This is a genomic window from Pseudoclavibacter sp. 8L, assembly GCF_902506465.1.
Lineage (GTDB): Bacteria > Actinomycetota > Actinomycetes > Actinomycetales > Microbacteriaceae > Pseudoclavibacter.
Map to the genome: position 1 here is coordinate 170966 of NZ_LR733185.1, position 23200 is coordinate 194165.

Here is a 23200-nt window from a genome sequence, read left to right on the forward strand (position 1 = left end):
CCCCGGCCCCGTCGCTCGAGCGTCCAGCTGCTGCTCCTTGTGCTCGGCATCGGGCTCCTCAGCATCGCAGCGGTCGTCTTCCTCACCTTCGCCTGGGTCGTCTTCGGCGTCGAGGTCAAGGCGGCCATCACCGCCGGCGTGACACTCGCGGTCATCGCGACCGCCAGCATCCTGAAGCGCCGGAGGCTCTCGGCCACGGCGGAGGGGATCGGCGCGCTCGGTGTCGTGCTGGTCGTCCTCGACGTGTGGGCAGTCCAGGCCACGGGTCTCCTCGGTGCCGACGACGTGCCGGGAACGCTCTACTGGGGCATCGGCCTCCTCGGCGCGACGGCGGCCTTCGAGGCCTGGCACCGCCTCTCGCACCTCCGCGCCCCGGGCATAGCCGCGAGCCTCACCGTGCTGCCCGCCCTCGCGCTCACCGCGGCCGGAGCCACCTCCACGCTCCTGTCCCCCGTGCAGCGCCTGGTGCTCGCGCTCGTGCTGGCCGGTGCCGCCTCCGCGCTGCACGTCCTGCTGCGCGTCAGGCCGCCCGTCTCGGCCCCGACACAGGGCCCACCCGCCGCCGACTCGTTCACCAGTGCAACTCCGCGCTCGCTCGAGCGCTGGATCCTCGCCGTCACGGGCGTCGTAGCACTCGCCGGCGGCGTGCTCTGCGGCGCGGCGGCGGCAACCGGCAACGACCCCTGGCTCGGGTACGCGCTCCTCTTCCTCATCGCTGCGGCTTCGGCGGCCCTGCTCGCCTGGCTCGTCAGCCAGGAACGCGGAGCACTCGCCGCGCGCAGCCTCCTCATCGCCTTCGGCATCCTGACGGCGCTCTCGCTCGGGGCCGTCCCCCTAAGCTTCACCGAGGCTGCGCGCCTCGCGCTCTCGCTTGCGCTCATCCCGATCCTGCTGGCCGCAGCCCAGGTGCTCAGATCCCGACTCGCCGCGACAGCACGCCCGCAGTCCTCCGCGTTGCAGCTCGCGGTCATTTCGCTGAGCTTCACGACGCTCGCAGCGGCTGCGGTCCCGGTGATCTCGCTCGGCCTCTCGGTCGTCTCAGCCGACTCCGTGCTGTCCTTCGCCGCCGCTGACCAGGCCGGCATGGCACAGGCGCTCTCGGGCGCCGAGCTCCGCACCTGGTGGGCCATCGCGGGCGGTGCGCTCGGGCTCGCCGTGGCAGCAGGGCTGCTGCAGCTCGTGCCCGGCCGGGTCCGGCAGCTGACCCCCGCCTTCGCGGCGGCGGGATCGTTCCTCGCACTGTGCGCTGCCGCGAGCGCTCCTGGGGCGCTTGCCGTCACCATCGCGAACCTGCTGATCGCCGCGGCCTCCGTCGCGGGAGCGATCGTCCTCGCCCGCGAGCGGCTGGCTCCTCCTACCGCCGCAGTCCCCACGACTGCCCTCAGAATCGTGCTCCAGTGCGTGGCCGGCGTCGCGATCCTCGCGCTGCTGGCGGCGGGGCTCGCGGTGCGACCCGTCGAGATCGGCGCGCTTGTCGTCGGCGCTGCGCTCACCTTCGGACTCCGGTTCTCGGCCGCGCGCACCTCGCCGCTCCGGCCCGTCCTCACCGCGCTCACGGCAGCGCAGCTGCTCGCCGTCCCCCTGCTCGTCGCGTTCGTGCGGGACGCCTGGACGACCCCGGAGCCATCGGGGACGAACCTCGCCATCACGTGCTCCTACCTCGGCATCGCGCTCCTGCTCGCCGCCTCGCTGCTGCTCCCACGACCGTGGCTCTCCGTCGCCGAGCGCATCCTGCTCGCCTCCGCGGCAGCCCTCCCCGCCTTCGTCGCCTCCTTCGTGCTGCTCGCGCTCCTCAGGTCGAGCGCGGCGCGAAGCGACGACGGCGCCCTCCTGACGAACGCCGCCTGGCCGCTCGGAGCCCTCTGGCTGAGCTGCGCCGCGCTCGGCGCGCTGCTGTGCGCCGCGTGCGTGCTCGTCGCCCTGCGCCGCCGGCAGGACGAGGATGCACCCGCCGTGGTGCCGCTCCTCGCCGTCCTGCCCCCAGCTCTCTGGGCAACGCTCGGGGCGCTCGTCACGGCGTTCGTGACGGCGCAGTTCCTTCCGCCGGTCGTGGCCTCCCTGGGCGTCGCCGCCGCGGCGCTGACTGCCGGTGGCACCCTCGCGGCCCGACTTCGCGGCGCTCAGGGAAGCAGGGTCCTCTCCGCCGAGCTCGCAGCCACCGCCGTCGCGCTCGTCTCCCTCGTGAGCACGCCGTTCTTCACCGGCGCCTTCGAGTCGACCGCCGGAGCCCAGTACCTCGCGGCGACGATCGCGACTTCGGCCGCCGTACCGGTGCTGCTCGCGATCTCCCCCGCAGGGCTGTTCCGCGCGCGCGGACGAGCCTCGATCGCCTGGATCGGCGTGGGCCTCCTCACTGCCGCCTGGTACGCCTTCGCCACCGGCACCCCCGGCATCACGAGCTCCGAGGGCTTCCATCTCCCCGCCGGAGTCCCGCTTGTCGTCTCCGCGCTCCTGCTCTGGTGGTTCGGCCGGGCGCGGAGCGCTGGCGAGCCGGCACGAGCGGCCGCCTTCGTCCTCGCCGGCGGGCTCGTGCTCTCGACGGTCGTCCCCGCGATCACGTCAGCCGAGACGACCACGAGCACGCTGCTGTACTTCCTCGTCGGCATCGTGGTCGCCCTGGGGGTCGCCCTTGCAGCGAGCATCCTCAGCGTCCCGGCCCACGCGCGTCCGCTGCTCATCTCGCTGAGCGCCTCGGCCGCCGGCGTGGCCGTGCTCACGGCGCTCGCCCACGTCGAAGCGAACCTGACCGGCGACCTCAACCCGCACGGCGTGCTCACCGTCCTGATCACGAGCGTCGAGGCACTCGTGTGGCTCACGGCCTGCGTCCTGCTCGTCGGCACCGTGTCGTGGCTGCTGCTGCGGCCCGTCTGGGCTGCGGATGAAGCCAGCGCCCGCCGCAAGCTGCTCGTCGCCCTCCTCGCAGCGACCGGCGGCGCCGTCGTCATCGCGCTCCTGCTCACCGCCCAGTTCGAGAGCGCCATTCTCCTGCTCGGGCTGGCACTGCTCGCGGGCCTCCTCGCAGCCGTCCTGCCCGATCGCCTCGTCTCCGCCGTCGGGCGCGCCGGACTCGCCCTCGTCGGCTTCCTGGCGCTCGCATCCCACGGTGTCGCCGTGACGGTCGGCACACCCAGCGGGCCGAGCAGCCCCTGGATCCAGCAGCAGACGGGCATCACCGTGCTCCTCGTCGGCCTCGTCGCGGCAGCCATCGTCGTGATCGCCCGAGTGCTCTCCGCCCCGAACCTGCTCGTGAGGCTCGCCAGCTACGCCACCACGATCCTCGCGACCTGGCTGCTCGTCGACCACCTGCAGGCCATCGGTGTCGAGAGCGTCTCCCCCGTGCAGATCGCCGCCACAGCCGGAGTCATCGGAACGCTCACCGCCTTGGCCGGTGTGCTCCTGGCTCCCGAGGGAACGCGCCGAGGAGACGGGATCGCGCTGCGCGCGCTCGGCCTCCTGACGGCGCTGGCCGGCGTCCCCCTCGCAGCGGGAGCCTCGCGCGCCCGAGTCGAAGGGTTCGCCGATTGGAGCGCGCTCCCGACGGCAGTCGCCCTGCTCGCGGCCGCCGCAATCGTCGCGAGCCTCCATGTCGGGGCGCGCTCGCCGTACGCGATCCTCCGCTACCTCGGCGTGCCGGTGCTCGCGCTCGCCTGGGTCTGGGAAGTGCTCGGGAACTGGGACGACTCCTCTCTGTTCGTGGCCTTCGGCGGAGCGTTCCTCGTGTTCTTCGCAGCTGGCACCGCGACTGCCGCGACCGGCCGTCTCGGCGACGAGCCCCGTCCGCCAAGCGTCGAGAGCCTCCTGTGGCTCGCAGCGGCACCCGGCATCTGGCTCAGTGCGGGCGCGATCGCCGCGGTCGCGCAGCCCCTCGACGAACCCGGCGCGCGCATCCTGTCCCTCTCGGTGCCGGAGCTCGCACTCGCCATCCTGACCCTCGCGCTGGTCGTCGTGTGCACCGTCGCGCCCGTTGCAGCGCGGATGCGCGCCTCGGCCAACGCGCTCGGCGTCGGCTCGTCGATCTCGGCCGCCGTGCTCGGCCCCGCCCTGGTCATCGCAGCGCAGGGACCCCTGACCCCGGTCACCCTGCCGCTCTGGGGCGTCCTGCCTGCCTGCTTCGTGCTGCTCTTCGCGAGCGCGCTGTGGCGGCGCCAGCACCAGCTCGAGAACCCGCGCCTCGCGGCGCTCGCCTCGACGGTGCTCGTGCCCCTCGCCATCACGGCGCTGGTGCTCTCCGCCCTCCCGAGCATCCTGCGACGCGAGGTCGAGAACGGCCAGCAGCTCGCACTCACCTGGGTGCTGGTGCTCTGCGCGGTCACGATGGCGAGCCTGGTCCGCCCGGAGCTGCTCCCGACTCTGGCGCCAGCTCAGTCGGCCCCCGGCGCTCGGCCCTCGCTGCGCGTCCCCGTCCTCGCGTTCTCCGCCGCCGCCCTCGTCGCCGTCATCGGCTTGGTGGCTACCGATGCGCCGGCCCCATGGCTCGAACTCGCGACGGCGCCCCTCGGCGCCACGCTGCTGGCGGGAGGCCTGTTCTTCCTCGACAAGCGCCCCGCGCTGCGCAGCTGGGCCGCGCTCACCCCAGGCCTCGCCTTGCTGCTGGTCCCCAGCTACCTCGCGCAGTTCGCCGACCCGGCACCCTGGCGTCTCATCCCCCTCGGCCTCGGCGCCGTCGGCGTCACCGTCTGGGGAGCCACGCGACGCCTCCAGGCTCCGCTCGTCTTCGGCGCGATCATCACCGTGCTCCACGCGGTCACCGCGTTCCGCCAGCAGCTCGCCGTCGTCGCCGGCGTCGTCCCCTGGTGGGCGTGGCTCGCACTCGCGGGCACGGTACTCGTCGTCATCGCGACCACCTACGAGGCGAGACTGCGCGACGCGAAGCGCGCCGCGGCGTCCATCCGCTCGCTCAGGTGAGCGCCGGCTGTCAGCTCGTGAGAAACGTCAGAGCTGGCAGCCGGGGCACCAGTAGAGCTTGCGGGCCTGCATCTCCTCGAGGGCGATGGGAGTCCCGCAGACACGGCACGGCTCCCCGGCACGGCCGTAGACCCAGTGCCGGTCCTCGCGGTTCTCGAGGGCGGCCGCCTTGGCCTTCCCGCGAAGCCCGTCGATCGTCATCATCTGGCCAACCTCGACGCCGATCTTGAGCAGCTTCGTCCAGTCGCGCCACAGCTCCCTGAGCTGCTCGTCGGTGAGCTGCGAGGTTGGCGTATGCGGGTTGATACCCGCCCGGTAGAGCATCTCAGCCCGGTAGACGTTGCCGATGCCGCTCACGATCTGCTGATCCATGAGCACGATGCCGATGGGCGTGCGCTTGCCCCGCGCACGCTCGAGGAAGCGTGCCTCCGCCTTCGCACCGCGGTCGACGAGCGGATCCGGTCCCAGCTTCTCGATGCGCGCAGCGACCTCGTCGCCCGTCATGAGCTCGCACGCGGTCGGACCGCGGAGGTCGGCGCACGTCTCTGCAGTGAGGAGCCGCAGCCGCACGGCTCCGACGGGCTCCGGCGGCCACTGCGAGAGCTCCTGCTCGCGCTCAGCCTCGGCCATCTTCAGTCGCGTGCGCCTCGGGGCCCCGATGCTCGACAGCGAGGTCTCACCCCGCGAGTCCTCGATCGTCACACCGGGACGGGTGCGCGAGTACTCGCCGGTCTGCCCGAGCGTCGTCGAAACCTGACCCGAGAAGTCCCAGGCGCCATAGATGCCGAGGTGCACGCGCAACCAGATGCCGCCCTCGAACCGCGAGAACATGTGCTTGCCGACCGCGAAGGTCTCGACCATCTCGCGGTCGTCGATCTCGGCAGCCCCCTCGACGAAGCGCCCCTGCGGCGAGGACGCCGAGACGACACGCCCCGCATAGTTCGCAGTGAACTGGCGGGCTATTCGGTGGACGGAGTGACCCTCAGGCATTCCCCGCCGGCGTCTCAGACTCCACCATCGGCGGCACGACGGTGCCGACGGCGCCAAGCACCGACTTCCCGGCGATCTTGCCGGTCTGCTCGTACTCGGCGAGCTGCGAGATGCGGCGCAGGTGGCGCTCTTCTCCCGGGAACGGCTCGGCGATGAAGATGTCGATGAACCGCAGCGCATCCACGATCTCGTGCTGCCTCGCGCCGATGGAGATCACGTTCGCGTTGTTGTGCTCACGCGCCAGCTGCGCCGTGGCGTCGCTCCACGCCAGCGCCGCGCGCACACCCGTGACCTTGTTGGCCGCGATCTGCTCGCCGTTGCCGGAACCGCCGAAGACGACGCCGAGCGACTTCGAGCCGTTGGCCCAGTCGTTGGCGACAGCCTGAGCCGCGTTGATGCAGAACGACGGGTAGTCGTCGAGGGCGTCGTACTCGGACGGGCCGTGGTCGACGACCTCGTGACCCTGATCGCGCAGGTGCTCCTGCAGCTGCTGCGAGAACTCCAGTCCAGCGTGATCCGTCGCCACGTGGATGCGCATCAGTCGAACACCGGTCCGCGGGTGCGGCTGCGCTTGAGCTCGAAGAAGCCGTCGACCGACGCGGCCATCACGACGCCGTCGAACAGGCGAAGCGCCTCCTCGCCCTTCGGCGCAGGAGAGACGACGGGTCCGAAGAAGGCGACGCCGTCGATGGCGATGATCGGTGTTCCGACCTCGTCGCCGACACGCTCCATGCCGGAAAGGTGGCTCGCGCGGTATCGCTCGTCGAACTCGCCGGCGTCGGCGCGCTCGACGATCGACTCGGGGATCTCCAGCTCGCTGATCGCCTCCTGCAGCACCTCGTCGCGGTCCTTGCGGCCACCCGGGTGGATGCGCGTGCCGAGCGCGTCGTAGAGCGCCTTGACCTTCTCGTTGCCGAGGTCCTGCTCGACGCCGGCGACGACGCGGCCGAGGCGGGACGTTCCCTGCAGCATGTCGCGGTACGACTGCGGGATGTCCTTCTCCTCGTTGAGGAGCTCGAGGCTCATGATGTGCCAGGTGACGTCGAGGTCACGATGGCGAGCGACCTCGTCGATCCATCGCGAGGTCATCCAGGCGAATGGGCAGATCGGGTCGAACCAGAAATCTACTTTGATCGGTGCGGGCATACGCATAAGCCTACTCGGCAGGACTAGGCTGGCCGCGCCGCAAGCCCGGAACCTCCGGGCTCCCTCACACCAAAGGAGCTGGAATGCCCGGAGAGAACCTGACTCGCGCTGAGTCGGTCGAGCGTCGAGGAGTTGTGCTCGGTGTCGAGCACTACGACGTCGCACTCGACCTCACGACGGGTCCTGAGACGTTCCGCTCGATCACGACGGTCACGTTCTCGGCGGTTCCCGGCTCGTCCACCTTCATCGACGCCATCACCCGTCAGGTGAACAGCGTCGTACTCAACGGCGAGGCGCTCGACGTCGCTGCCGTGAACGATGGGGTGCGCATCCAGCTGCCGAACCTCGCCGAGCACAACACGCTCACGGTCGACGCGGATGCGATCTACATGAACACGGGCGAGGGCCTGCACCGCTTCGTCGACCCCGCTGACGGCGAGGTGTACCTCTACTCGCAGTTCGAGGTGCCCGACTCCCGCCGCATGTTCACGGTGTTCGAGCAGCCGGATCTGAAGGCGAGCTTCACGTTCCACGTCACGGCCCCCGCGGCGTGGCAGGTCATCTCCAACGAGCCGTCGCAGGCGCCTCAGCCCATCGACGAGGGGCGTGCCGTCTGGCACTTCGCGACGACACCGCGCATCTCGAGCTACATCACGGCGCTCGTGGCCGGCCCCTACACGGTCGTGCGCGACGAGCTCACCTCGATCGACGGACGCACGATCCCGCTCGCTGTGTACTGCCGCACGTCCCTCGCGCCGAACCTGGACGCCGACAACATCTTCCGCACCACGAAGCAGGGCTTCGAGTACTACGAGAAGGCCTTCGGGGTTCCGTACCCCTTCACGAAGTACGACCAGCTCTTCGTGCCCGAGTTCAACGCGGGCGCCATGGAGAACGCCGGGTGCGTCACGTTCACGGAGACCTACGTGTTCCGGTCGAAGGTCGCGGATGCGGTGCGCGAGCGCCGCGTCGTCACGATCCTCCACGAGCTCGCCCACATGTGGTTCGGCGACCTCGTCACCATGAAGTGGTGGAACGACCTCTGGCTCAACGAGTCGTTCGCGGAGTTCATCTCGACGCTCGCGACCGCTGAGGCCACCGAGTGGACCGAGAACTGGGTCACCTTCAACGCCAGCGAGAAGTCGTGGGCGTACCGACAGGACCAGCTGCCCTCCACGCACCCGATCGTCGCGGAGATCCGCGACCTCGACGACGTGCAGGTCAACTTCGACGGCATCACCTACGCCAAGGGTGGATCGGTCCTCAAGCAGCTCTTCGCCTGGGTCGGCCGCGACGCGTTCTTCGCCGGTATCAACGCGTACTTCCAGAAGCACGCGTGGGGCAACACGGAGCTGCGCGACCTGCTCGTGGAGCTCGAGACCACAAGCGGCCGCGACCTCACCGAGTGGAGCGCCAAGTGGCTCGAGACGGCCGGAGTCAACACGCTCCGCCCCGTCTACGAGCTGGACGAGCAGGGAAACTTCGCGTCGTTCGCCATCGAGCAGACGGCGACCGACGAGCACCCCACCATCCGTCCGCACCGCCTCGCGATCGGCCTCTACAACGTGCAGGGCGACGAGCTGGTGCGCATCCACCGCTTCGAGCTCGACGTCGACGGGGCGCGGACCGAGGTGCCGAGCTTCGTCGGCGGTGCGCTCCCCGACCTCATCATCGTGAACGACGACGACCTCGCCTACGCGAAGATCCGTCTCGACGAGCACTCGGTCGCCACGGTCCAGCAGCACCTCCCGAAGCTGCGTGCTCCCCTTTCCCGCTCGCTGGTCGTCAGCTCGCTCTGGGACGCGACCCGGGATGCGGAGCTGCGCGCACGCGACTTCATCCGCACCGTCCTCGGCGTCATCGGCACCGAGACCGAGTCGACGACTCGCCGCACGGTGCTCGGCCAGCTCATCTCCGCGGCCAAGTTCTACACGGCGCCGGAAGACCGGGCCGAGATCGTCGAGGTCGTCACCGACGAGCTCTTCGAGCTGGCGAAGCAGGCCGAGGCGGGATCGGACGCGCAGTTCAGTTTCGTCAAGTCGTTCGCCTCGCTCGCGGAGAGCCCCGCGCAGCTCGACGCCGTCGCCGCGCTCTTCGACGGCACGTTCAAGCTCGAGGGCCTCGACATCGACACCGACCTCGGCTGGGAGCTCCTCTACGCGCTCGTCGCGGGCGGCCGCGCCGGCGAGTCCGAGATCGCGGCGAGGCTCGAATCCGACCGCACGGCGGACGGCGAGCGCAGCGCGGCACATGCCCGGGCAGCGATCCCGACGGCCGAGGGCAAGGAAGCGGCCTGGGCGTCCGTCATGGATCGCTCGGACGCGACCAACGCCATCGTGCGCGCAACCGTCGCCGGCTTCGACCGAGTCGCCGACGAGGCGCTCCTCGAGCCGTTCGTCGACCGCTACTTCGGTCACATCTCGACGATCTGGGCCGACCGGAGCTTCCAGATCGCGGAGACCCTCATCGAGGGCTTCTTCCCCGCGGGCCTCGCGACGGCCCGCGTCCGCGACGCGGCCGACCAATGGCTCGCGAACAACGAGGGGGCGGCGCCCGCGTTCCGCCGCTTGATCATCGAAGGCCGCGCCGGAGTGGAGCGCGCCCTCGCCGCTCAGGAGCGCGACGCGCAGCCAGAGTAGGCGCTGCAACGCGAAGAGGACGCCTCCCATGGGAGGCGTCCTCTTCGCGTTGCAGCTGGCGGTGTGCTGCGGTCGAGACGCTACTCGGCGAGTGCCGCCTCGATCGCCGCGACGACCTCGGGAGCGTCCGGCTCCGTCGTCGGGCGGAAGCGGGTGACCTTGCCGTCGCGTCCGATGAGGAACTTCTCGAAGTTCCAGCTCACGCGGCCGGCCTTGCCATTCGCGTCCGGAGTCTTCGTCAGCTCCGCGTACAGCGGATGCTGCGACCGGCCGTTGACCTTGACCTTCTCGAACATGGGGAAGCTGACGCCCCACGTGAGCGAGCAGTACTCCTTGATCTTCTCGGTGTCGGAGTACTCCTGCAGGAACTGGTTGCTGGGGAATCCGAGCACCGTGAAGCCCTGCGCGCCGTACTGGCGCTGCAGCTCCTCGAGCTTCTCGTACTGCCCCGAGAGGCCGCACTTCGAGGCGACGTTGACCACGAGCTTCACCGGCTCGTAGGTGGCGAGCTTCTTGGCCTCGCCGTCGATGGTGGTGACTTCGATGTCGTTCACGTTCAGGCTCATAGGTGTGGCAACCGGAGGAGGCGCCCGCCTATTCCATGTCGACGCAGCTCGGATCGGGCTCACACGAGACGGATAGGCGCATCCGCCTACACTCGAGGCGCTATGGCAGAATTCTGGACTTCCCTCACAACCGCGCTCGCCCCCTTCGACATCCCCATCACGATCGTCTTCTACATCCTCGGGGCGTTCGTGTTCCGGTGGATCCTGCTGCGGCTCATCGACCGCTCCGTGAAGCAGATCGTGAGCGGCGTCAAGAAGAAGCGCGGGGTGACGGACACGCAGGCCATCTCGGTCCGCTCGCCGCTCGCGGCTGTCAGGACGGTGCAGCGCACGCGCACGATCGGGTCGGTGCTGACGAACATCGTCAACGTCGTCATCGTGGTCATCCTCATCGTCATGATCATCGCGAAGATCGACCCGGGCATCCTCGCGTCCCTCTCCCTCCTGAGCGCGGCTGTCGGTGCCGGTCTCGGTTTCGGCGCGCAGCGCATCGTCGGCGACGTCCTCAACGGCCTCTTCATGGTCATGGAGGATCAGCTCGGTGTCGGCGACGTCATCGACATGGGCGAGGCGACGGGTGTCGTCGAGAAGGTCGGCGTGCGCATCACGCAGATCCGCGACGTCGAGGGCACGCTGTGGTTCGTCCGCAACGGCGAGATCCAGCGCGTCGGCAGCTTCTCGCAGGGCTGGAACCGCATCGTGTTCGACCTTGCGGTTCCCTACGAGACTTCCCGCGCGCACGTCGAGCGGGTCATGCTCCATGCGGCGAAGGAGCTCACGGAAGACCCAGACTGGATGGACTACTTCATCGGAACACCCGAGATGTGGGGTATGGAGTCCATCTCCTCAGACGCTGTTGTCCTCCGTCTCACCATCCGCGTCCGCCCCGGCACGCGCTGGGAAGTGGAGCGAGAGCTGCGGGCCCGCACTCAGGACGCGCTAAAGTCGGCCGATATCAACCTGCCATCCCTGAAGGCGATCGTGCTCGAGGGGACTGACGGCCAGCCGACGGCCGGAGGAGGTGCCTGATGACGAACAACCCCATCCACCTCCGAGCCTCAGAGGGCGGGGGCTCGGCTCTCCCGACGCTCTACGACGAGATCGGCGGCATGCCCGCCTTCGACAAGCTCGCCCACGCGTTCTACGAGGGGGTGCGCGACGACGAACTCATGTGGCGCATGTACCCGCAGGACGACCTCGAGGGGGCGACCTGGCGACTCGGCCACTTCCTCGCCCAGTACTTCGGCGGGCCGAGCGAGTACAGCGCAGAACGCGGACATCCGCGGCTCCGGATGCGCCACAACGCGTTCCACATCAACCCGGAGGCGAGAGAGCACTGGCTGCGGCACATGCACGCGGCCATGGACCAGCTCGACCTCTCCCCCATCCACCGCCAGCAGATGGCCGACTACTTCGACCGCGCGGCGACTGCAATGGTGAACACCTTCGAGCCGAGCCCCGGAGCCGAGTCCGCCTCCTGAGCTCGGCCCGAACAGCCGTGGTCGCCCGACGCAGTCGCGGCTAGACGACGCCCTGCGCGAGCATCGCGTCGACGACCCGCGAGAAGCCCGCGATGTTCGCGCCGATCACGTAGTCGCCCGGTTTCCCGTACTCCTCAGCCGTCTCACTGCAGCGCGTGTGGATGTCGCGCATGATCTCCGCGAGACGCGCCTCGGTGTACTCGAACGACCACGAGTCGCGCTGCGCGTTCTGCTGCATCTCGAGCGCACTCGTCGCGACACCGCCGGCGTTGGCGGCCTTGCCCGGGCCGAAGAGGACACCCTCCTCCGCCCGGAATCGGTCAGCGGCCTCCTTCGTGCACGGCATGTTCGCCCCCTCGGCGACGACCCGCACGCCGTTCTTGACCAGCGCCGCAGCGGCATCACCATCGAGCTCGTTCTGCGTCGCGCACGGCAGCGCGATGTCGACGGGAACGTGCCACATCGCGGCGGCACTCGACAGCGCCTCCGCTCGCCCGCCAACGCGGTCGACGTACGCCCCGACGCGCTTCCGCTCGACGAGCTTCAGCTGCTTGAGCACCTCGACGTCGATGCCGTCAGGGTCATACACCGCACCGGAGGAGTCGCTGGCTGAGACCACCTTCGCTCCGAGCGCCACGGCCTTCTCCATCGCGAAGATCGCGACGTTGCCGGAACCGGAGACCGCGACCTCCTTGCCGTCGAGGTCGTCGCCCTTGGTCTTGAGCATCTCCTGCGCGAACAGCACCGTCCCGTAGCCGGTCGCCTCGGGTCGGACCAGCGACCCACCCCACGTCATGCCCTTGCCCGTCAGCACACCGGCCTCGAAGCGATTGGTGAGGCGCTTGTACTGACCGAACAGGTAGCCGATCTCGCGCCCGCCCACGCCGATGTCGCCGGCAGGCACGTCCGTGTGCTCGCCGATGTGCCGGTACAGCTCAGACATGAACGACTGGCAGAACGCCATGATCTCGCGGTCGCTGCGACCGCGTGGGTCGAAGTCGGCACCACCCTTCCCGCCACCGATCGGCATGCCCGTGAGGGCATTCTTGAAGATCTGCTCGAAGCCGAGGAACTTGATGATCCCGAGGTTCACCGACGGGTGGAAGCGCAGGCCGCCCTTGTAGGGGCCGAGCGCCGAGCTGAACTCGACGCGATAGCCGCGGTTGACCTGCACGTGCCCGTTGTCGTCGACCCACGGCACGCGGAAGATGATCTGCCGTTCCGGCTCGCTCAACCGGCGGATGACCGCGAGCTCGAAGTACTCGGGGTGGCGCTCGAGCACTGGACCGAGCGTGTCGAGCACCTCGGTCACTGCCTGATGGAACTCCGGTTCCCCCGCGTTGCTCGCGAAGATGTCCTTCTTGAGCCGTTCGATGCTGCGGTCCATGGGTTTCCTCCGGGGGTGCGGCGCACAGGGTGCGCGGGTGCTGAGCGATCGACTCGCTCAGTGGGCGACGGCAGCGTTCAGCGTGCCGAGCTGGATCGCAGGAGCACGTTGCCCTGCGTGGTCTCGAGTCGGAGCCAGGCTCCGGCGGTGAGGATGCGGGTCTCTTCACCCGAGCGCAGGAAGCCGAGGCTGAGGGCGGCGAAGGCGGCTCCGCTCGTGAGACCGCTCTGCTCGTCGATCACGCGCGTCCAGACCTCCGTGCGCACGCGCTCGACCAGCGCGGTGCCCAGGTTGCCTGGCACGGCATCGGCGACTTCGGCGATGCCCTGGTCTGCGGCGGCGATGAGCGTGGCCGCGGACATCGCCCCTGCCAGCGTCCAGCCTCCGGTCGGTGCCGCGATGCCCGCCCACGATTCGCGCAGACGCTCCGGCGGGACGGCGAGGTCGAACCCGGCGGCCGCATCCGCTTCCCCTGACGGGGCGTCACCGCCAGCCGAGCGAAGGCGAGCAAGGCGGTCGAGGAGGCCCCGCAGGGGGACGGTCGCATCGAACGCCCCCGCATGGACGTCGTCGTCAGCCGCCCCCTGGAGCTCGGCTCGCAGCGCGCGGACGCCGAGCACGAGCGGCGAGGTGTCGAGAAGCCCCTGCGGTCGCAGCACGGGAACCCAGAACGCCGCGACCGTGCCGGCCTGCACGATGCGCACGGCTCCGTCTTCGATGCGACCGGCTCGACCGAGGAACGATTCGAGGTCGCGTGCGGCGTGCAGATCGGAGATGCGGAGAACGGGAGACATTGCCCTCTAACCTACTCAGTTCTCCCGGGGCAGCGGGTCCCTAGACTGCTGAGATGGCAGATCTGGTTCCCGAGTCGCCCTCGCACTCGCCCGCGCCGCAGCAGCCGGCGCCGCTCTCGTTCGACGCCCTGGAGGCGCTGTCGCCGCTCGAAGCGTTCCTGCACACGCTGGACCTCACCGACACGGGTGCCCGCACTCGTGACGACATCTTCACGGGTCCGAGCCAGTGGATGCCCCACGGCCGCGTGTTCGGCGGCCAGGTGGCGGCCCAGTCGCTGGTGGCGGCCGCCAGGACCGTGTCGGGTGAGCGCCCCGTGCATTCCATGCACGGCTACTTCCTGCGTCCCGGCGACGTGAAGCTGCCGATCACGTTCGCCGTCGACCGCATCCACGACGGGAACTCGTTCACGACGCGTGCCGTGAGCGCCTTCCAGAGCGGGCAGCCGATCTGGTCGATGATCGCGTCGTTCCAAGACGTGGACGATGGGTTCGAGCACGAGGTGTCGATGCCGGAGGGCATCCCCGACCCGGAGGACCTCCCGAGTGAGGCTGATCTCCTCGAGACGGTGAAGGCGACGCTCGGCGCTGAGGCGCCGGAGTCCCTCGCCGCATACTGGCTGATGAAGCGGCCGTTCACGATGCGGCACGTCAACGGGCCCGTGTACCTCGAGCCCGCCGCAGATCAGACGCCGGCGCAGGCGGTATGGATCAAGGCGGTAGAGCGGATGCCGGACGACCCGCTGCTGCACCGCGCGGCGATCGCATACGCGAGCGACTACTCGATCCTCGAGCCCATCATGCGTGGGCACGGCCTGACCTGGTCGACGCCGGGGCTGCGCGCTGCGAGTCTCGACCACGGCGTGTGGTGGCATCGGGATGCGCGGGCTGACGAGTGGCTCCTGTATGTGCAGGACTCCCCGGTCGCCCGCGGCGGGCGTGGCTTCTCGCGAGGCCAGCTGTTCTCGCGTGACGGCGCGCTGGTCGCTACGGTGGCCCAGGAGGGCATGGTTCGCCGCAAGCGCAGCTAAACCGCAGCGCCGGGCGCCCGGGACGGGAGGCCGCGGAGCGCCCCGCGCCCAGGTCAGGCGTTGCTGCGGCCGCCGCGGAACGTGAGCGGCTCGTCGAGGTAGGCGGTCCATGCGTCGCGTTCGCGGTCGTTGATGCGCCGCGGCCGCTGGGTCGCCGCGTCGATGAACACGAGCGTCGAGGACGCGATGACGTACTTCGTGCGTTCGCCGCCCTCTGGCTGCGCGTCTTCGGGGCTCCAGATCTCGTAGTCGACCTCCGCGCTGGCGGCGCCCATCTTGGAGATCCACAGCTGCACGTCGAGGGGCTTCGTGGAGTACGGGATCGGGGCGAGGTACTCGATCTCGTTGCGGGCGATGAGGGTGAGCGTGTCGCCACCCTCTGCGGCTGCGTCGATGATCGCGAGGGGGCGCTCTTCGTCGTTGGATGCACCGATGTTCCAGAAGGCGCGGACGCGGGCCTCCTCGAGGAGGGTGAGCACACGCGAGTTGTTGACGTGGTTGTAGGCGTCGAGGTCGCTCCAGCGGAGGAGCGTGGGAACGTGGAAGCGCATCGGAGTCGGTGGTCCTTCGGGTCTGCTTGGCGCCGGCGCGAGCCGACGTCGTCTGGCGGGGTGGGACGAGGAAACCCCGGGGTCGCGCTGTGCGACCCCGGGGTTCCTGGTGGGACTAGTCCCTCGTGAGCTTGCGGTAGGTCATCCGCGACGGCTTCGCCGCGTCCGGGCCGAGGCGCTCGATCTTGTTCTCCTCGTAGCCCTCGAAGTTGCCCTCGAACCAGTGCCAGTGGCTCGGGTCTTCCTCGGTGCCCTCGTAGGCGAGGATGTGCGTGGCGATGCGGTCGAGGAACCACCGGTCGTGCGTGATGACCACGGCGCAGCCGGGGTACTCGAGCAGCGCGTTCTCGAGGCTCGAGAGCGTTTCGACGTCGAGGTCGTTCGTGGGCTCGTCGAGCAGCAGCAGGTTGCCGCCCTGCTTGAGGGTGAGCGCCAGGTTGAGGCGGTTGCGCTCACCACCGGAGAGCACGCCTGCCTTCTTCTGCTGGTCTGGCCCCTTGAACCCGAAGGTGGAGACGTAGGCCCGTGACGGGATCTCGACGTTCCCGACCTGCATGTAGTCGAAGCCGTCGGAGACGACCTCCCACACGTTCTTCTCGGGGTCGATGCCGCCGCGGGACTGGTCGACGTAGGAGAGCTTGACCGTCTCGCCGATCTTGAGCTCGCCACCGTCGAGCTCTTCGAAGCCGACGATCGACTTGAAGAGCGTCGTCTTGCCGACGCCGTTCGGTCCGATGATGCCGACGATGCCGTTGCGGGGCAGCGAGAAGCTGAGCCCGTCGATGAGAACTCGCTCGCCGAAGCCCTTCTTCAGCTTGTTCGCCTCGAGGACGATGCTGCCGAGGCGGGGGCCTGCGGGGATCTGGATCTCCTCGAAGTCGAGCTTCCTGGTGCGCTCGGCCTCGGAAGCCATCTCCTCGTAGCGGGCGAGGCGCGCCTTCGACTTGGCCTGGCGGCCCTTGGCGTTGGTGCGCACCCAGGCGAGCTCCTCTTCGAGGCGCTTCGCGAGCTTCTGGTCCTTCTTGCCCTGGACCTTGAGACGCTCCTGCTTCTTCTCGAGGTAGCTCGAGTAGTTGCCCTCGTAGCCGTGGAGGCGGCCGCGGTCGATCTCGGCGATCCACTGGGCGACGTGGTCGAGGAAGTACCGGTCGTGCGTGATGGCGATGACTGCGCCTGGGTACTTCTGGAGGTGCTGCTCGAGCCAGAGCACGCTCTCGGCGTCGAGGTGGTTCGTGGGCTCGTCGAGGAGCAGCAGGTCGGGCTTCTCGAGCAGGAGCTTGCAGAGCGCGACGCGGCGCTTCTCACCACCCGACAGGACGCTGACGTCGGCGTCTCCCGGTGGGAGGCGGAGGGCGTCCATCGCCTGCTCGAGCTGCGAGTCGAGGTCCCAGGCATCGACGTGGTCGATGTACTCCTGGAGGGTGCCCATCTCTTCCATGAGCGCGTCGAAGTCGGCGTCGGGTTCCGCCATGAGGGCTGAGATCTCGTTGAAGCGGTCGAGCTTCGCCTTCGTCTCGGCGACGCCGAGTTCGACGTTCTCGCGAACCGTCTTCGTCTCGTCGAGCTCCGGCTCCTGCATGAGGATGCCGACCGTGAAGCCCGGGCTGAGGGTCGCGTCGCCGTTCGAGGGGGTGTCGAGGCCAGCCATGATCTTGAGGATCGTGGACTTACCGGCCCCATTGGGGCCGACCATGCCGATCTTGGCACCTGGGAGGAACGACATCGTCACGTCGTCGAGAATGAGCTTGTCTCCGACCGCCTTGCGGGCGCGGATCATCTGATAAATGTACTCGGCCATGGGTTCCAGTCTAGGAGTTGGTTGGCACTCGGCGCGCGGCGCTTCGCTACCAGGTGATGGGCTGTGTGAGTCCGATGAGGCATTTGCCCGTGCTGACGGGGGCGACGATGTCCGAGGTGTAGCCGCGCGGGCCGCGTTGGCCGACGAGGCAGTCCTCGCCGATCTTCACGGAGACGATGATGTAGTCGGCTTCGAGATCGACGTTCGTGCGGTCGAACGTGACTTCCATGGCGGCCTTGTCGAAGCCGATCGCGGTGAGCCCGTCGACGAGCTCGACGGAGCTCGCTGAGCCATTGGTCGCGATCGTCTGCAGGTTCGTCTCATCGAAGATCGGCTTGTTGTCGCTCGCCGTTCCGCCGGGAACGAAGGTCGCGGGTGGCGCTTGCGTCGGCTCGGCGGCCGCGGTCGTCTCGGCCGGTGGCTGCGCCTCTTGCGACGAGCATCCCGCCAGCGCCAGCGCCGCCACCAGAGCCACTGGGGCGATGAGAGCGAAACGGCGCATTCGTGACCTTTCTCGGACGGGGCGGTCACCAGTGTAGGTGGCCGGGCGCTCAGAAGGGCGGCTGGTACTCGCTCTCCTCGGAGACGGGCGGCTTGTGCCACTCCACCTCGTCAGGTGCTGGCGCCGGTTCATCTGCTTCCGGCGGGGCCTCGCCCTGCATTCCTCCGTGCCCCTGCGCCCCGCCGACTCGCTGCCGCTGGTCAGCGCCGCCTTCGTCCAGGCGCACGCGCAGACGCTTCGCGAATGTCGAGGAGCCCGCCGTGAGGTCGTGACCGAGCGCATCCGCCACCACCTCGTGCTTCGTGCGAGGCCCGTTCTGCGAGTCGAACCTGCGCATCCGGAGCTTGCCGACGACGATCACCCGCTGCCCCTTCTCGAGCGATTTCTCCGCGTGCGTCGCGAGGTCTCCCCACGCGGCCACGTCGTACCAGTTGGGGTCGACATCCTCCCAGCTGTTCGTCGCCCGGTTCAGGCGACGAGAGTTGGTGGCGATGCGGAAGTTCACGACGAGCTGCCCGCTCGGCGTCGTCGTCAGCTCGGGCTTGCTGCCGAGGTTTCCGATGAGCGTGATGTGGTCGTGCATGTCTCCCCCTTGGATCTCGATGCGATGCGATGCGATCCGGCGCGGCGCTCGTGCCGGGAGCTCCGCGCCGGATCGTGGCACCAGTGTCGAGCTGGGAGGAGATGATCGTGTCCATGGGAAAGGCGCCTGTGCACGGCATAGCGTGCACAGGCGCCTTGTCGGCAGAGTGCCGAGGAGATCTGCAGAGGGCCGAGGAGGTCAGAGCATGTACTGCGTGAACTTCGCGCGCACCTTGTTGACCTTGGGCACGGCGACGAAGTTGCAGTAGCCCTGGCCCGGGTTCTTCGCGAAGAAGTCCTGGTGGTAGTCCTCGGCATCGAAGTACTGGCCGAGAGGCGAGAGCTCGGTGACGATGCCGCCGCCCCAGAGCTCGTCGGCACGGTCGCGCGCGGCTTCGAAGAGCTCCCGCTGGGCGTCGTCGGCGTAGTACATCGCCGAGCGGTACTGGGTGCCGACGTCGTTCCCCTGTCGGTTGAGCTGGCGGGGGTCGTGGAGTGTGAAGAAGATATCGAGGATGACATCAGCCGGCACCACGTCCTCGTCGAAGACGACGCGCACCGCCTCGGCGTGCCCGGTCGTGCCGGTGCACACGAGCTCGTAGTCGGGCTTCGGGTGCTCACCACCCGTGTAGCCGGAGATCACATCGCTGACGCCTTTGACGTTCCTGTACACGGCATCGAGACACCAGAAGCAGCCACCTGCAAGCACGAATTCGGTCATGCGGCAAGGCTACGCCGGTGCGCGAGAACTTGGCTGAGCCCTGCGCGAACACGGCACCGGACGAAGAATGTCGGTGGTCGCTCCTAGCCTGACCTCATGTTCACGACGCAGCTGACCCAGCCCACGCAAGCTCCCGTTCTGGCGCCCCGCACCGGACCATTCACCCAGCGTTTCGCCGAGCTGACGGCCACTCAGGTCCACGCCGCGCGGTGGCGCATCACGGGGTCCAACGGAGCGGTGCGCGGCTACGTCGAGGAGCACCCGCGCGGCTCTGGCGTGGTCTACGCAGCGACCCGCATGAGCCGCACGACCACCACGTTCCTCACGCTCGACGAGTTCTCCGACTTCCCCGAGGCGGTGAAGGCGTTCCGCTACCTCTGAGCACCACCGCCCTCACCCCGAGGAGGCGTCGTCGCCGAGAACCCTCAGTCTCGCCACCAGGTATCGGTCGGCAGCACCGGCAGCTGACGCTTGTGCTCGGTCTTGCGATAAAGCGCTTCGATGCGGGCTGCCGTCTCGGCATCGACTTCCCCACCCGTGAGGTAGGTGTCGATCTGGGTGTAGCTGAGACCGAGGTTCGCCTCGTCGGTCTGCCCCGGCGTCTCATCGAGCAGGTCGGCGGTGGGCGCCTTCACGTACAGCCGCTCCGGGGCACCGAGCTCTTCGAGCAGCAGGCGACCCTGGCCCTTCGTGAGCCCCGCCAGGGGATTCAGGTCGGTGCCGCCGTCGCCGTACTTCGTGAAGAACCCCGTGACGGCTTCGGCCGCGTGGTCGGTGCCCAGCACGAGGAAGCCACGCTCACCCGCGATGGCGTACTGCGCGACCATGCGCTGACGAGCCTTGGAGTTGCCCTTGTTGAAATCGGTGATGGCACGGCCCATGGCCTGCAGGAAGGCATGCTGGAGGCCGTCGGTCGCCGGCTTGATGTCAAAGCTGATGCGCTCGTCTGGCTCGATGAAGTCCAGCGCAAGCTGAGCGTCGTCTTCGTCGGCCTGGACGCCGTGCGGCAAGCGGACCGCGACGAACGTCGCCTCGCCGCCCTCCGCGCGGATCTGCTCGACGGCGAGCTGGGCGAGCTTGCCGAGCAGTGACGAGTCCTGGCCACCGCTGATGCCGAGCACAAGACCCTTGGAGCCGCTTGCGAGCAGGTAGTCGCGCATGAACGCGATTCGATCCCGAATCTCCGCCGCTGGATCGATGACCGGCTTGACGCCGAGGGCCGTGATGATTTCCTGTTGTGCGCTCATGGTGCGAACGATCCTAGCGAGCGCCTGTTTCGGTGGGGAGTCAGTTTCAGGGGCAAGCGCCTTGAGCGTCGATTCCTCGGCCCGAAGTGAGGCCGCTCAGCTGCGCACGAGACGGGCGATGGCATCGGATGCTTCCTTGAGCTTCTGCTCGCCTTCGGCTCCGCCGAGCCTCACGGCGTCGGCGACGCAGTGCTTCAGGTGGTCGTCCATGAGGCCGAGCGCGACGTTCTCGAGGGCGGAGGTGATCGCGGAGATCTGGGTGAGGATGTCGATGCAGTACTGCTCCTCGTCGACCATCCGGTGGATGCCCCTCGCCTGCCCCTCGATGCGCTTGAGTCGAGTCAGGTACCTGCTCTTGTCCTCGATGTAGCCGTGGTGGGCGTGGCCGCCCGCTTCGGTGGTCTCGCTCATGATGCTGCCTTTCGTGGTGTGGGCTCGGGAGTGGCGCTCGGAGCTTCGAGGCCTCGGAAGGCGCGAAGCCGAAGGCTGTTGCCGACGACGAACACGCTCGAGAATGCCATGGCCGCGCCTGCGAGCATGGGGTTGAGCATGCCGAGCGCCGCGAGCGGGATTGCCGCGACGTTGTAGGCGAACGCCCAGAAGAGGTTGCCCTTGATGGTGCCGAGCGTGCGACGGGAGAGGCGGATCGCATCCACCGCGGCGAGGAGGTCGTCGCGCACGAGCGTGACGTCGGCCGCCTCGATGGCGATGTCCGATCCCGTTCCCATGGCGAGACCGAGGTCGGCTTGGGCGAGTGCCGCCGCGTCGTTGACGCCGTCTCCGACCATCGCGACGACGCGCCCCTCACCCTGCAGGCGGCGGATCACATCGACCTTCTCCTGCGGCAGCACCTCGGCGATGACCTCATCGATGCCGACTGCGGCCGCGACCTGCTTCGCGACGGTGGAGTTGTCGCCGGTCAGCAGCACCGGGGCAAGCCCGAGGCGGCGCAGCTCGGCGATGGCACGCTCGCTCGTCGGCTTGATGGTGTCAGCCACGGAGAGCACGCCGCGCGCCTCACCGTCCCAGGCGACGATGACGGTCGTCTGCCCGAGGGCCTCGGCCTCGCGCTTGCGAGTCGCCAGCTCCTCGCCCAGCTCTATGGCCCAGTCGGCGAGCAGCTGCTCGCGTCCGATGACGACGAGGTGGCCATCGACGATGCCCTGCACTCCGGTGCCCTCGTGGTTCTGGAAGGAATCGACGGCAGGCAGCGGGCCGACCTCTGCTGCGGCCCCGACCGCGAGCGCACGAGCGATGGGATGCTCCGACGCGGATTCGAGCGCCCCCGCGAGCCTGAGGAGGTCGCCTCTCGAGACGCCATCCGCGCTCCACACCCCGACGAGGGCCATCTTGCCGCTCGTGACCGTGCCGGTCTTGTCGAGCACGATTGTGTCGACTCGGCGCGTGGACTCGAGGATCTCTGGGCCTTTGATGAGGATGCCGAGCTGCGCGCCGCGTCCCGTGCCGACGAGCAGCGCCGTGGGGGTCGCGAGGCCGAGCGCGCACGGGCAAGCGATGATGAGCACGGCGACGGCCGCGGTGAAGGCAGCCGCGGCGGGGAAGCCGGCGCCGAGCCAGGCCCCGAGGGTCGCGACGGAGATGACGATGACGATGGGGACGAAGACGCCAGAGATGCGGTCAGCCAGTCGTTGGACCTCGGCCTTGCCGGTCTGGGCATCTTCGACGAGCTTCGCCATCTGCGCGAGCTGCGTATCGCCGCCGACCTTCGTCGCTCGAACCACGAGGCGCCCACCCGCGTTGATCGTCGCACCGACGACACGGTCGCCCTCGACGACCTCGACGGGGACTGACTCGCCGGTGAGCATCGAGGCGTCGACGGCGGAGCGGCCGCCCGTGACGACCCCGTCTGTGGCGATCTTCTCGCCGGGGCGCACGACGAACTCGTCGCCGACGCGCAGCTCGCTGATCGCGATGCGGGTCTCCGCTCCCCCACGCAGGACGGCGACGTCCTTCGCGCCGAGCTCGAGGAGAGCACGGAGAGCCGCACTGGCCTGTCGCTTGGATCGCTTCTCGAAGTAGCGACCGGCGAGCACGAACATCGTGACGCCGGCGGCGACCTCGAGGTAGATGTTGGCCGCGCCGTCGGAGGGGGCGATGGTGAGCTCGAACGGGTGCTTCATGCCCGCCTCGCCCGCCGTGCCGAGGAAGAGTGCGTAGAGCGACCACGCGAAGGCGGCGAGCGTGCCGACCGAGATGAGCGTGTCCATCGTCGCGCTGCCGTGGCGGAGGTTCATCCAGGCAGCCCTGTGGAAGGGCCAGGCTCCCCAGACGATGACCGGCGCGGCGAGCGCGAGCGAGGCCCACTGCCAGTAGGTGAACTGGAAGGCGGGGACCATGGCGAGCAGGATCACGGGGACGGAGAGGACGATGCTGCCGATGAGTCGCTGGCGCAGGCTCGCGAGTTCGGGATCAGCATCCGCAGACCCTTGGATCGGTTCCACCGCTTCCGGAGCCGGCAGCGCGGCGGTGTAGCCCGTCTTCTCGACTTCGTCGATGAGGGATTGCGGGTCGAGCCCATCCGGTGCGCTGACGCGGGCCTTCTCGGTCGCATAGTTGACGGATGCGGTGACGCCGTCCAGCTTGTTGAGCTTCTTCTCGATGCGCATGGCGCAGGAGGCGCAGGTCATGCCGCCGATCTCGAGCTCGATGTCGGTGGTCGTGTTCATCGCTCTCCCTCTCCGTGCTCGGGGCCCGCGGAGTGCTCGTCCGGAGTCTGGTGGATCTGTGGGCGCCAGTCGTCAGCCTGGCCTGCGTCGACGGCGAGCTGCGCCGTGAAGAAGGCCGCGCCGAAGACCGCCGCGAGGAGCGCGGCGTAGAGGCTGAGCTTGACCGGCACGTTCAC

General features: G+C 68.9%; 21 protein-coding genes. 6 read left to right on the forward strand and 15 right to left on the reverse strand.

What is annotated here, in order from left to right:
- The coding region (locus GV007_RS00740) for an SCO7613 C-terminal domain-containing membrane protein (protein WP_160070582.1) at positions 1-4905 on the forward strand (4905 nt) is incomplete at its 5' end.
- Positions 4906-4932: 27 nt separating this feature from the next.
- Here the strand turns inward: GV007_RS00740 and GV007_RS00745 are convergent.
- From GV007_RS00745 to GV007_RS00755, 3 genes are read right to left on the reverse strand one after another with little or no spacing between them, the layout of a single operon-like run.
- Positions 4933-5895 (reverse strand): Fpg/Nei family DNA glycosylase, encoded by a 963-nt coding sequence (locus GV007_RS00745; protein ID WP_160070583.1) that lies wholly within the window; start codon positions 5893-5895, stop codon positions 4933-4935.
- A complete protein-coding gene (locus GV007_RS00750; RefSeq protein ID WP_160070584.1) occupies positions 5888-6433 on the reverse strand; it encodes a ribose-5-phosphate isomerase in 546 nt (181 codons plus the stop codon). Before GV007_RS00750 ends, GV007_RS00745 begins: the two co-directional genes overlap by 8 nt.
- Positions 6433-7041, reverse strand: coding sequence for a mycothiol-dependent nitroreductase Rv2466c family protein (locus GV007_RS00755; protein ID WP_160070585.1), 609 nt, complete (start codon positions 7039-7041; stop codon positions 6433-6435). Before GV007_RS00755 ends, GV007_RS00750 begins: the two co-directional genes overlap by 1 nt.
- 83 nt (positions 7042-7124) lie before the next feature.
- Here GV007_RS00755 and pepN point away from each other — a divergent pair, with 83 nt between their 5' ends.
- Positions 7125-9680: an aminopeptidase N gene (pepN, locus tag GV007_RS00760; protein WP_160070586.1), complete on the forward strand. Its 2556-nt coding sequence runs from the start codon at positions 7125-7127 to the stop codon at positions 9678-9680.
- Positions 9681-9760: 80 nt separating this feature from the next.
- Here the strand turns inward: pepN and GV007_RS00765 are convergent, their stop codons facing one another.
- The gene (locus GV007_RS00765) at positions 9761-10246 is read right to left on the reverse strand and encodes a glutathione peroxidase (RefSeq protein WP_160070587.1); all 486 of its coding nucleotides are present in this window, start codon (positions 10244-10246) and stop codon (positions 9761-9763) included.
- A 102-nt stretch (positions 10247-10348) separates the two neighbouring features.
- Here GV007_RS00765 and GV007_RS00770 point away from each other — a divergent pair, with 102 nt between their 5' ends.
- Both GV007_RS00770 and GV007_RS00775 read left to right on the forward strand, forming a co-directional pair.
- Positions 10349-11275 carry a mechanosensitive ion channel family protein gene (locus GV007_RS00770; protein ID WP_160070588.1) on the forward strand — a complete coding sequence of 309 codons (927 nt, stop codon included), beginning with the start codon at positions 10349-10351 and terminating at the stop codon, positions 11273-11275.
- A complete protein-coding gene (locus GV007_RS00775) occupies positions 11275-11727 on the forward strand; it encodes a globin (protein ID WP_104240747.1) in 453 nt (150 codons plus the stop codon). The genes GV007_RS00770 and GV007_RS00775 overlap by 1 nt, the downstream gene beginning before the upstream one ends.
- 40 nt (positions 11728-11767) lie before the next feature.
- Here GV007_RS00775 and gdhA read toward each other — a convergent pair whose 3' ends face one another.
- Positions 11768-13114, reverse strand: coding sequence for an NADP-specific glutamate dehydrogenase (gene gdhA / locus GV007_RS00780; RefSeq protein ID WP_160070589.1), 1347 nt, complete (start codon positions 13112-13114; stop codon positions 11768-11770).
- A gap of 77 nt (positions 13115-13191) precedes the next feature.
- On the reverse strand, positions 13192-13908 hold the full coding sequence (locus tag GV007_RS00785; RefSeq protein WP_160070590.1) for a hypothetical protein: 717 nt from the start codon (positions 13906-13908) through the stop codon (positions 13192-13194).
- A 53-nt stretch (positions 13909-13961) separates the two neighbouring features.
- Here GV007_RS00785 and GV007_RS00790 point away from each other — a divergent pair, with 53 nt between their 5' ends.
- Positions 13962-14936 (forward strand): acyl-CoA thioesterase, encoded by a 975-nt coding sequence (locus GV007_RS00790; protein WP_160070591.1) that lies wholly within the window; start codon positions 13962-13964, stop codon positions 14934-14936.
- Between the two features lie 53 nt (positions 14937-14989).
- Here GV007_RS00790 and GV007_RS00795 read toward each other — a convergent pair whose 3' ends face one another.
- From GV007_RS00795 to msrA, 5 genes are all read right to left on the reverse strand, one after another.
- A complete protein-coding gene (locus GV007_RS00795) occupies positions 14990-15487 on the reverse strand; it encodes an acyl-CoA thioesterase (RefSeq protein ID WP_160070592.1) in 498 nt (165 codons plus the stop codon).
- 115 nt (positions 15488-15602) lie between these two features.
- Positions 15603-17285, reverse strand: coding sequence for an energy-dependent translational throttle protein EttA (gene ettA / locus GV007_RS00800; RefSeq protein ID WP_104330988.1), 1683 nt, complete (start codon positions 17283-17285; stop codon positions 15603-15605).
- Positions 17286-17331: 46 nt separating this feature from the next.
- A complete protein-coding gene (locus GV007_RS00805) occupies positions 17332-17787 on the reverse strand; it encodes a DUF6993 domain-containing protein (RefSeq protein WP_160070593.1) in 456 nt (151 codons plus the stop codon).
- A 49-nt stretch (positions 17788-17836) separates the two neighbouring features.
- On the reverse strand, positions 17837-18370 hold the full coding sequence (locus tag GV007_RS00810) for a single-stranded DNA-binding protein (RefSeq protein ID WP_160070594.1): 534 nt from the start codon (positions 18368-18370) through the stop codon (positions 17837-17839).
- A 198-nt stretch (positions 18371-18568) separates the two neighbouring features.
- Positions 18569-19090, reverse strand: coding sequence for a peptide-methionine (S)-S-oxide reductase MsrA (gene msrA, locus GV007_RS00815; RefSeq protein ID WP_160070595.1), 522 nt, complete (start codon positions 19088-19090; stop codon positions 18569-18571).
- A 96-nt stretch (positions 19091-19186) separates the two neighbouring features.
- On the opposite strand from msrA, the gene GV007_RS00820 reads away from it, so the two are divergent.
- Complete coding sequence (locus GV007_RS00820; protein ID WP_104240738.1) at positions 19187-19471, forward strand: hypothetical protein; 285 nt, start codon at positions 19187-19189, stop codon at positions 19469-19471.
- Between the two features lie 44 nt (positions 19472-19515).
- On the opposite strand, the gene nadE is transcribed toward GV007_RS00820, so the two are convergent.
- From nadE to GV007_RS00840, 4 genes are all read right to left on the reverse strand, one after another.
- Positions 19516-20337: an ammonia-dependent NAD(+) synthetase gene (gene nadE / locus GV007_RS00825; RefSeq protein WP_160070596.1), complete on the reverse strand. Its 822-nt coding sequence runs from the start codon at positions 20335-20337 to the stop codon at positions 19516-19518.
- Positions 20338-20433: 96 nt separating this feature from the next.
- Entirely contained in the window at positions 20434-20748 is a 315-nt protein-coding gene (locus tag GV007_RS00830) for a metal-sensitive transcriptional regulator (protein WP_104330982.1), read from the reverse strand.
- Complete coding sequence (locus tag GV007_RS00835; protein ID WP_160070597.1) at positions 20745-23024, reverse strand: heavy metal translocating P-type ATPase; 2280 nt, start codon at positions 23022-23024, stop codon at positions 20745-20747. The genes GV007_RS00830 and GV007_RS00835 overlap by 4 nt, the downstream gene beginning before the upstream one ends.
- A complete protein-coding gene (locus GV007_RS00840; protein WP_160070598.1) occupies positions 23021-23200 on the reverse strand; it encodes a hypothetical protein in 180 nt (59 codons plus the stop codon). Before GV007_RS00840 ends, GV007_RS00835 begins: the two co-directional genes overlap by 4 nt.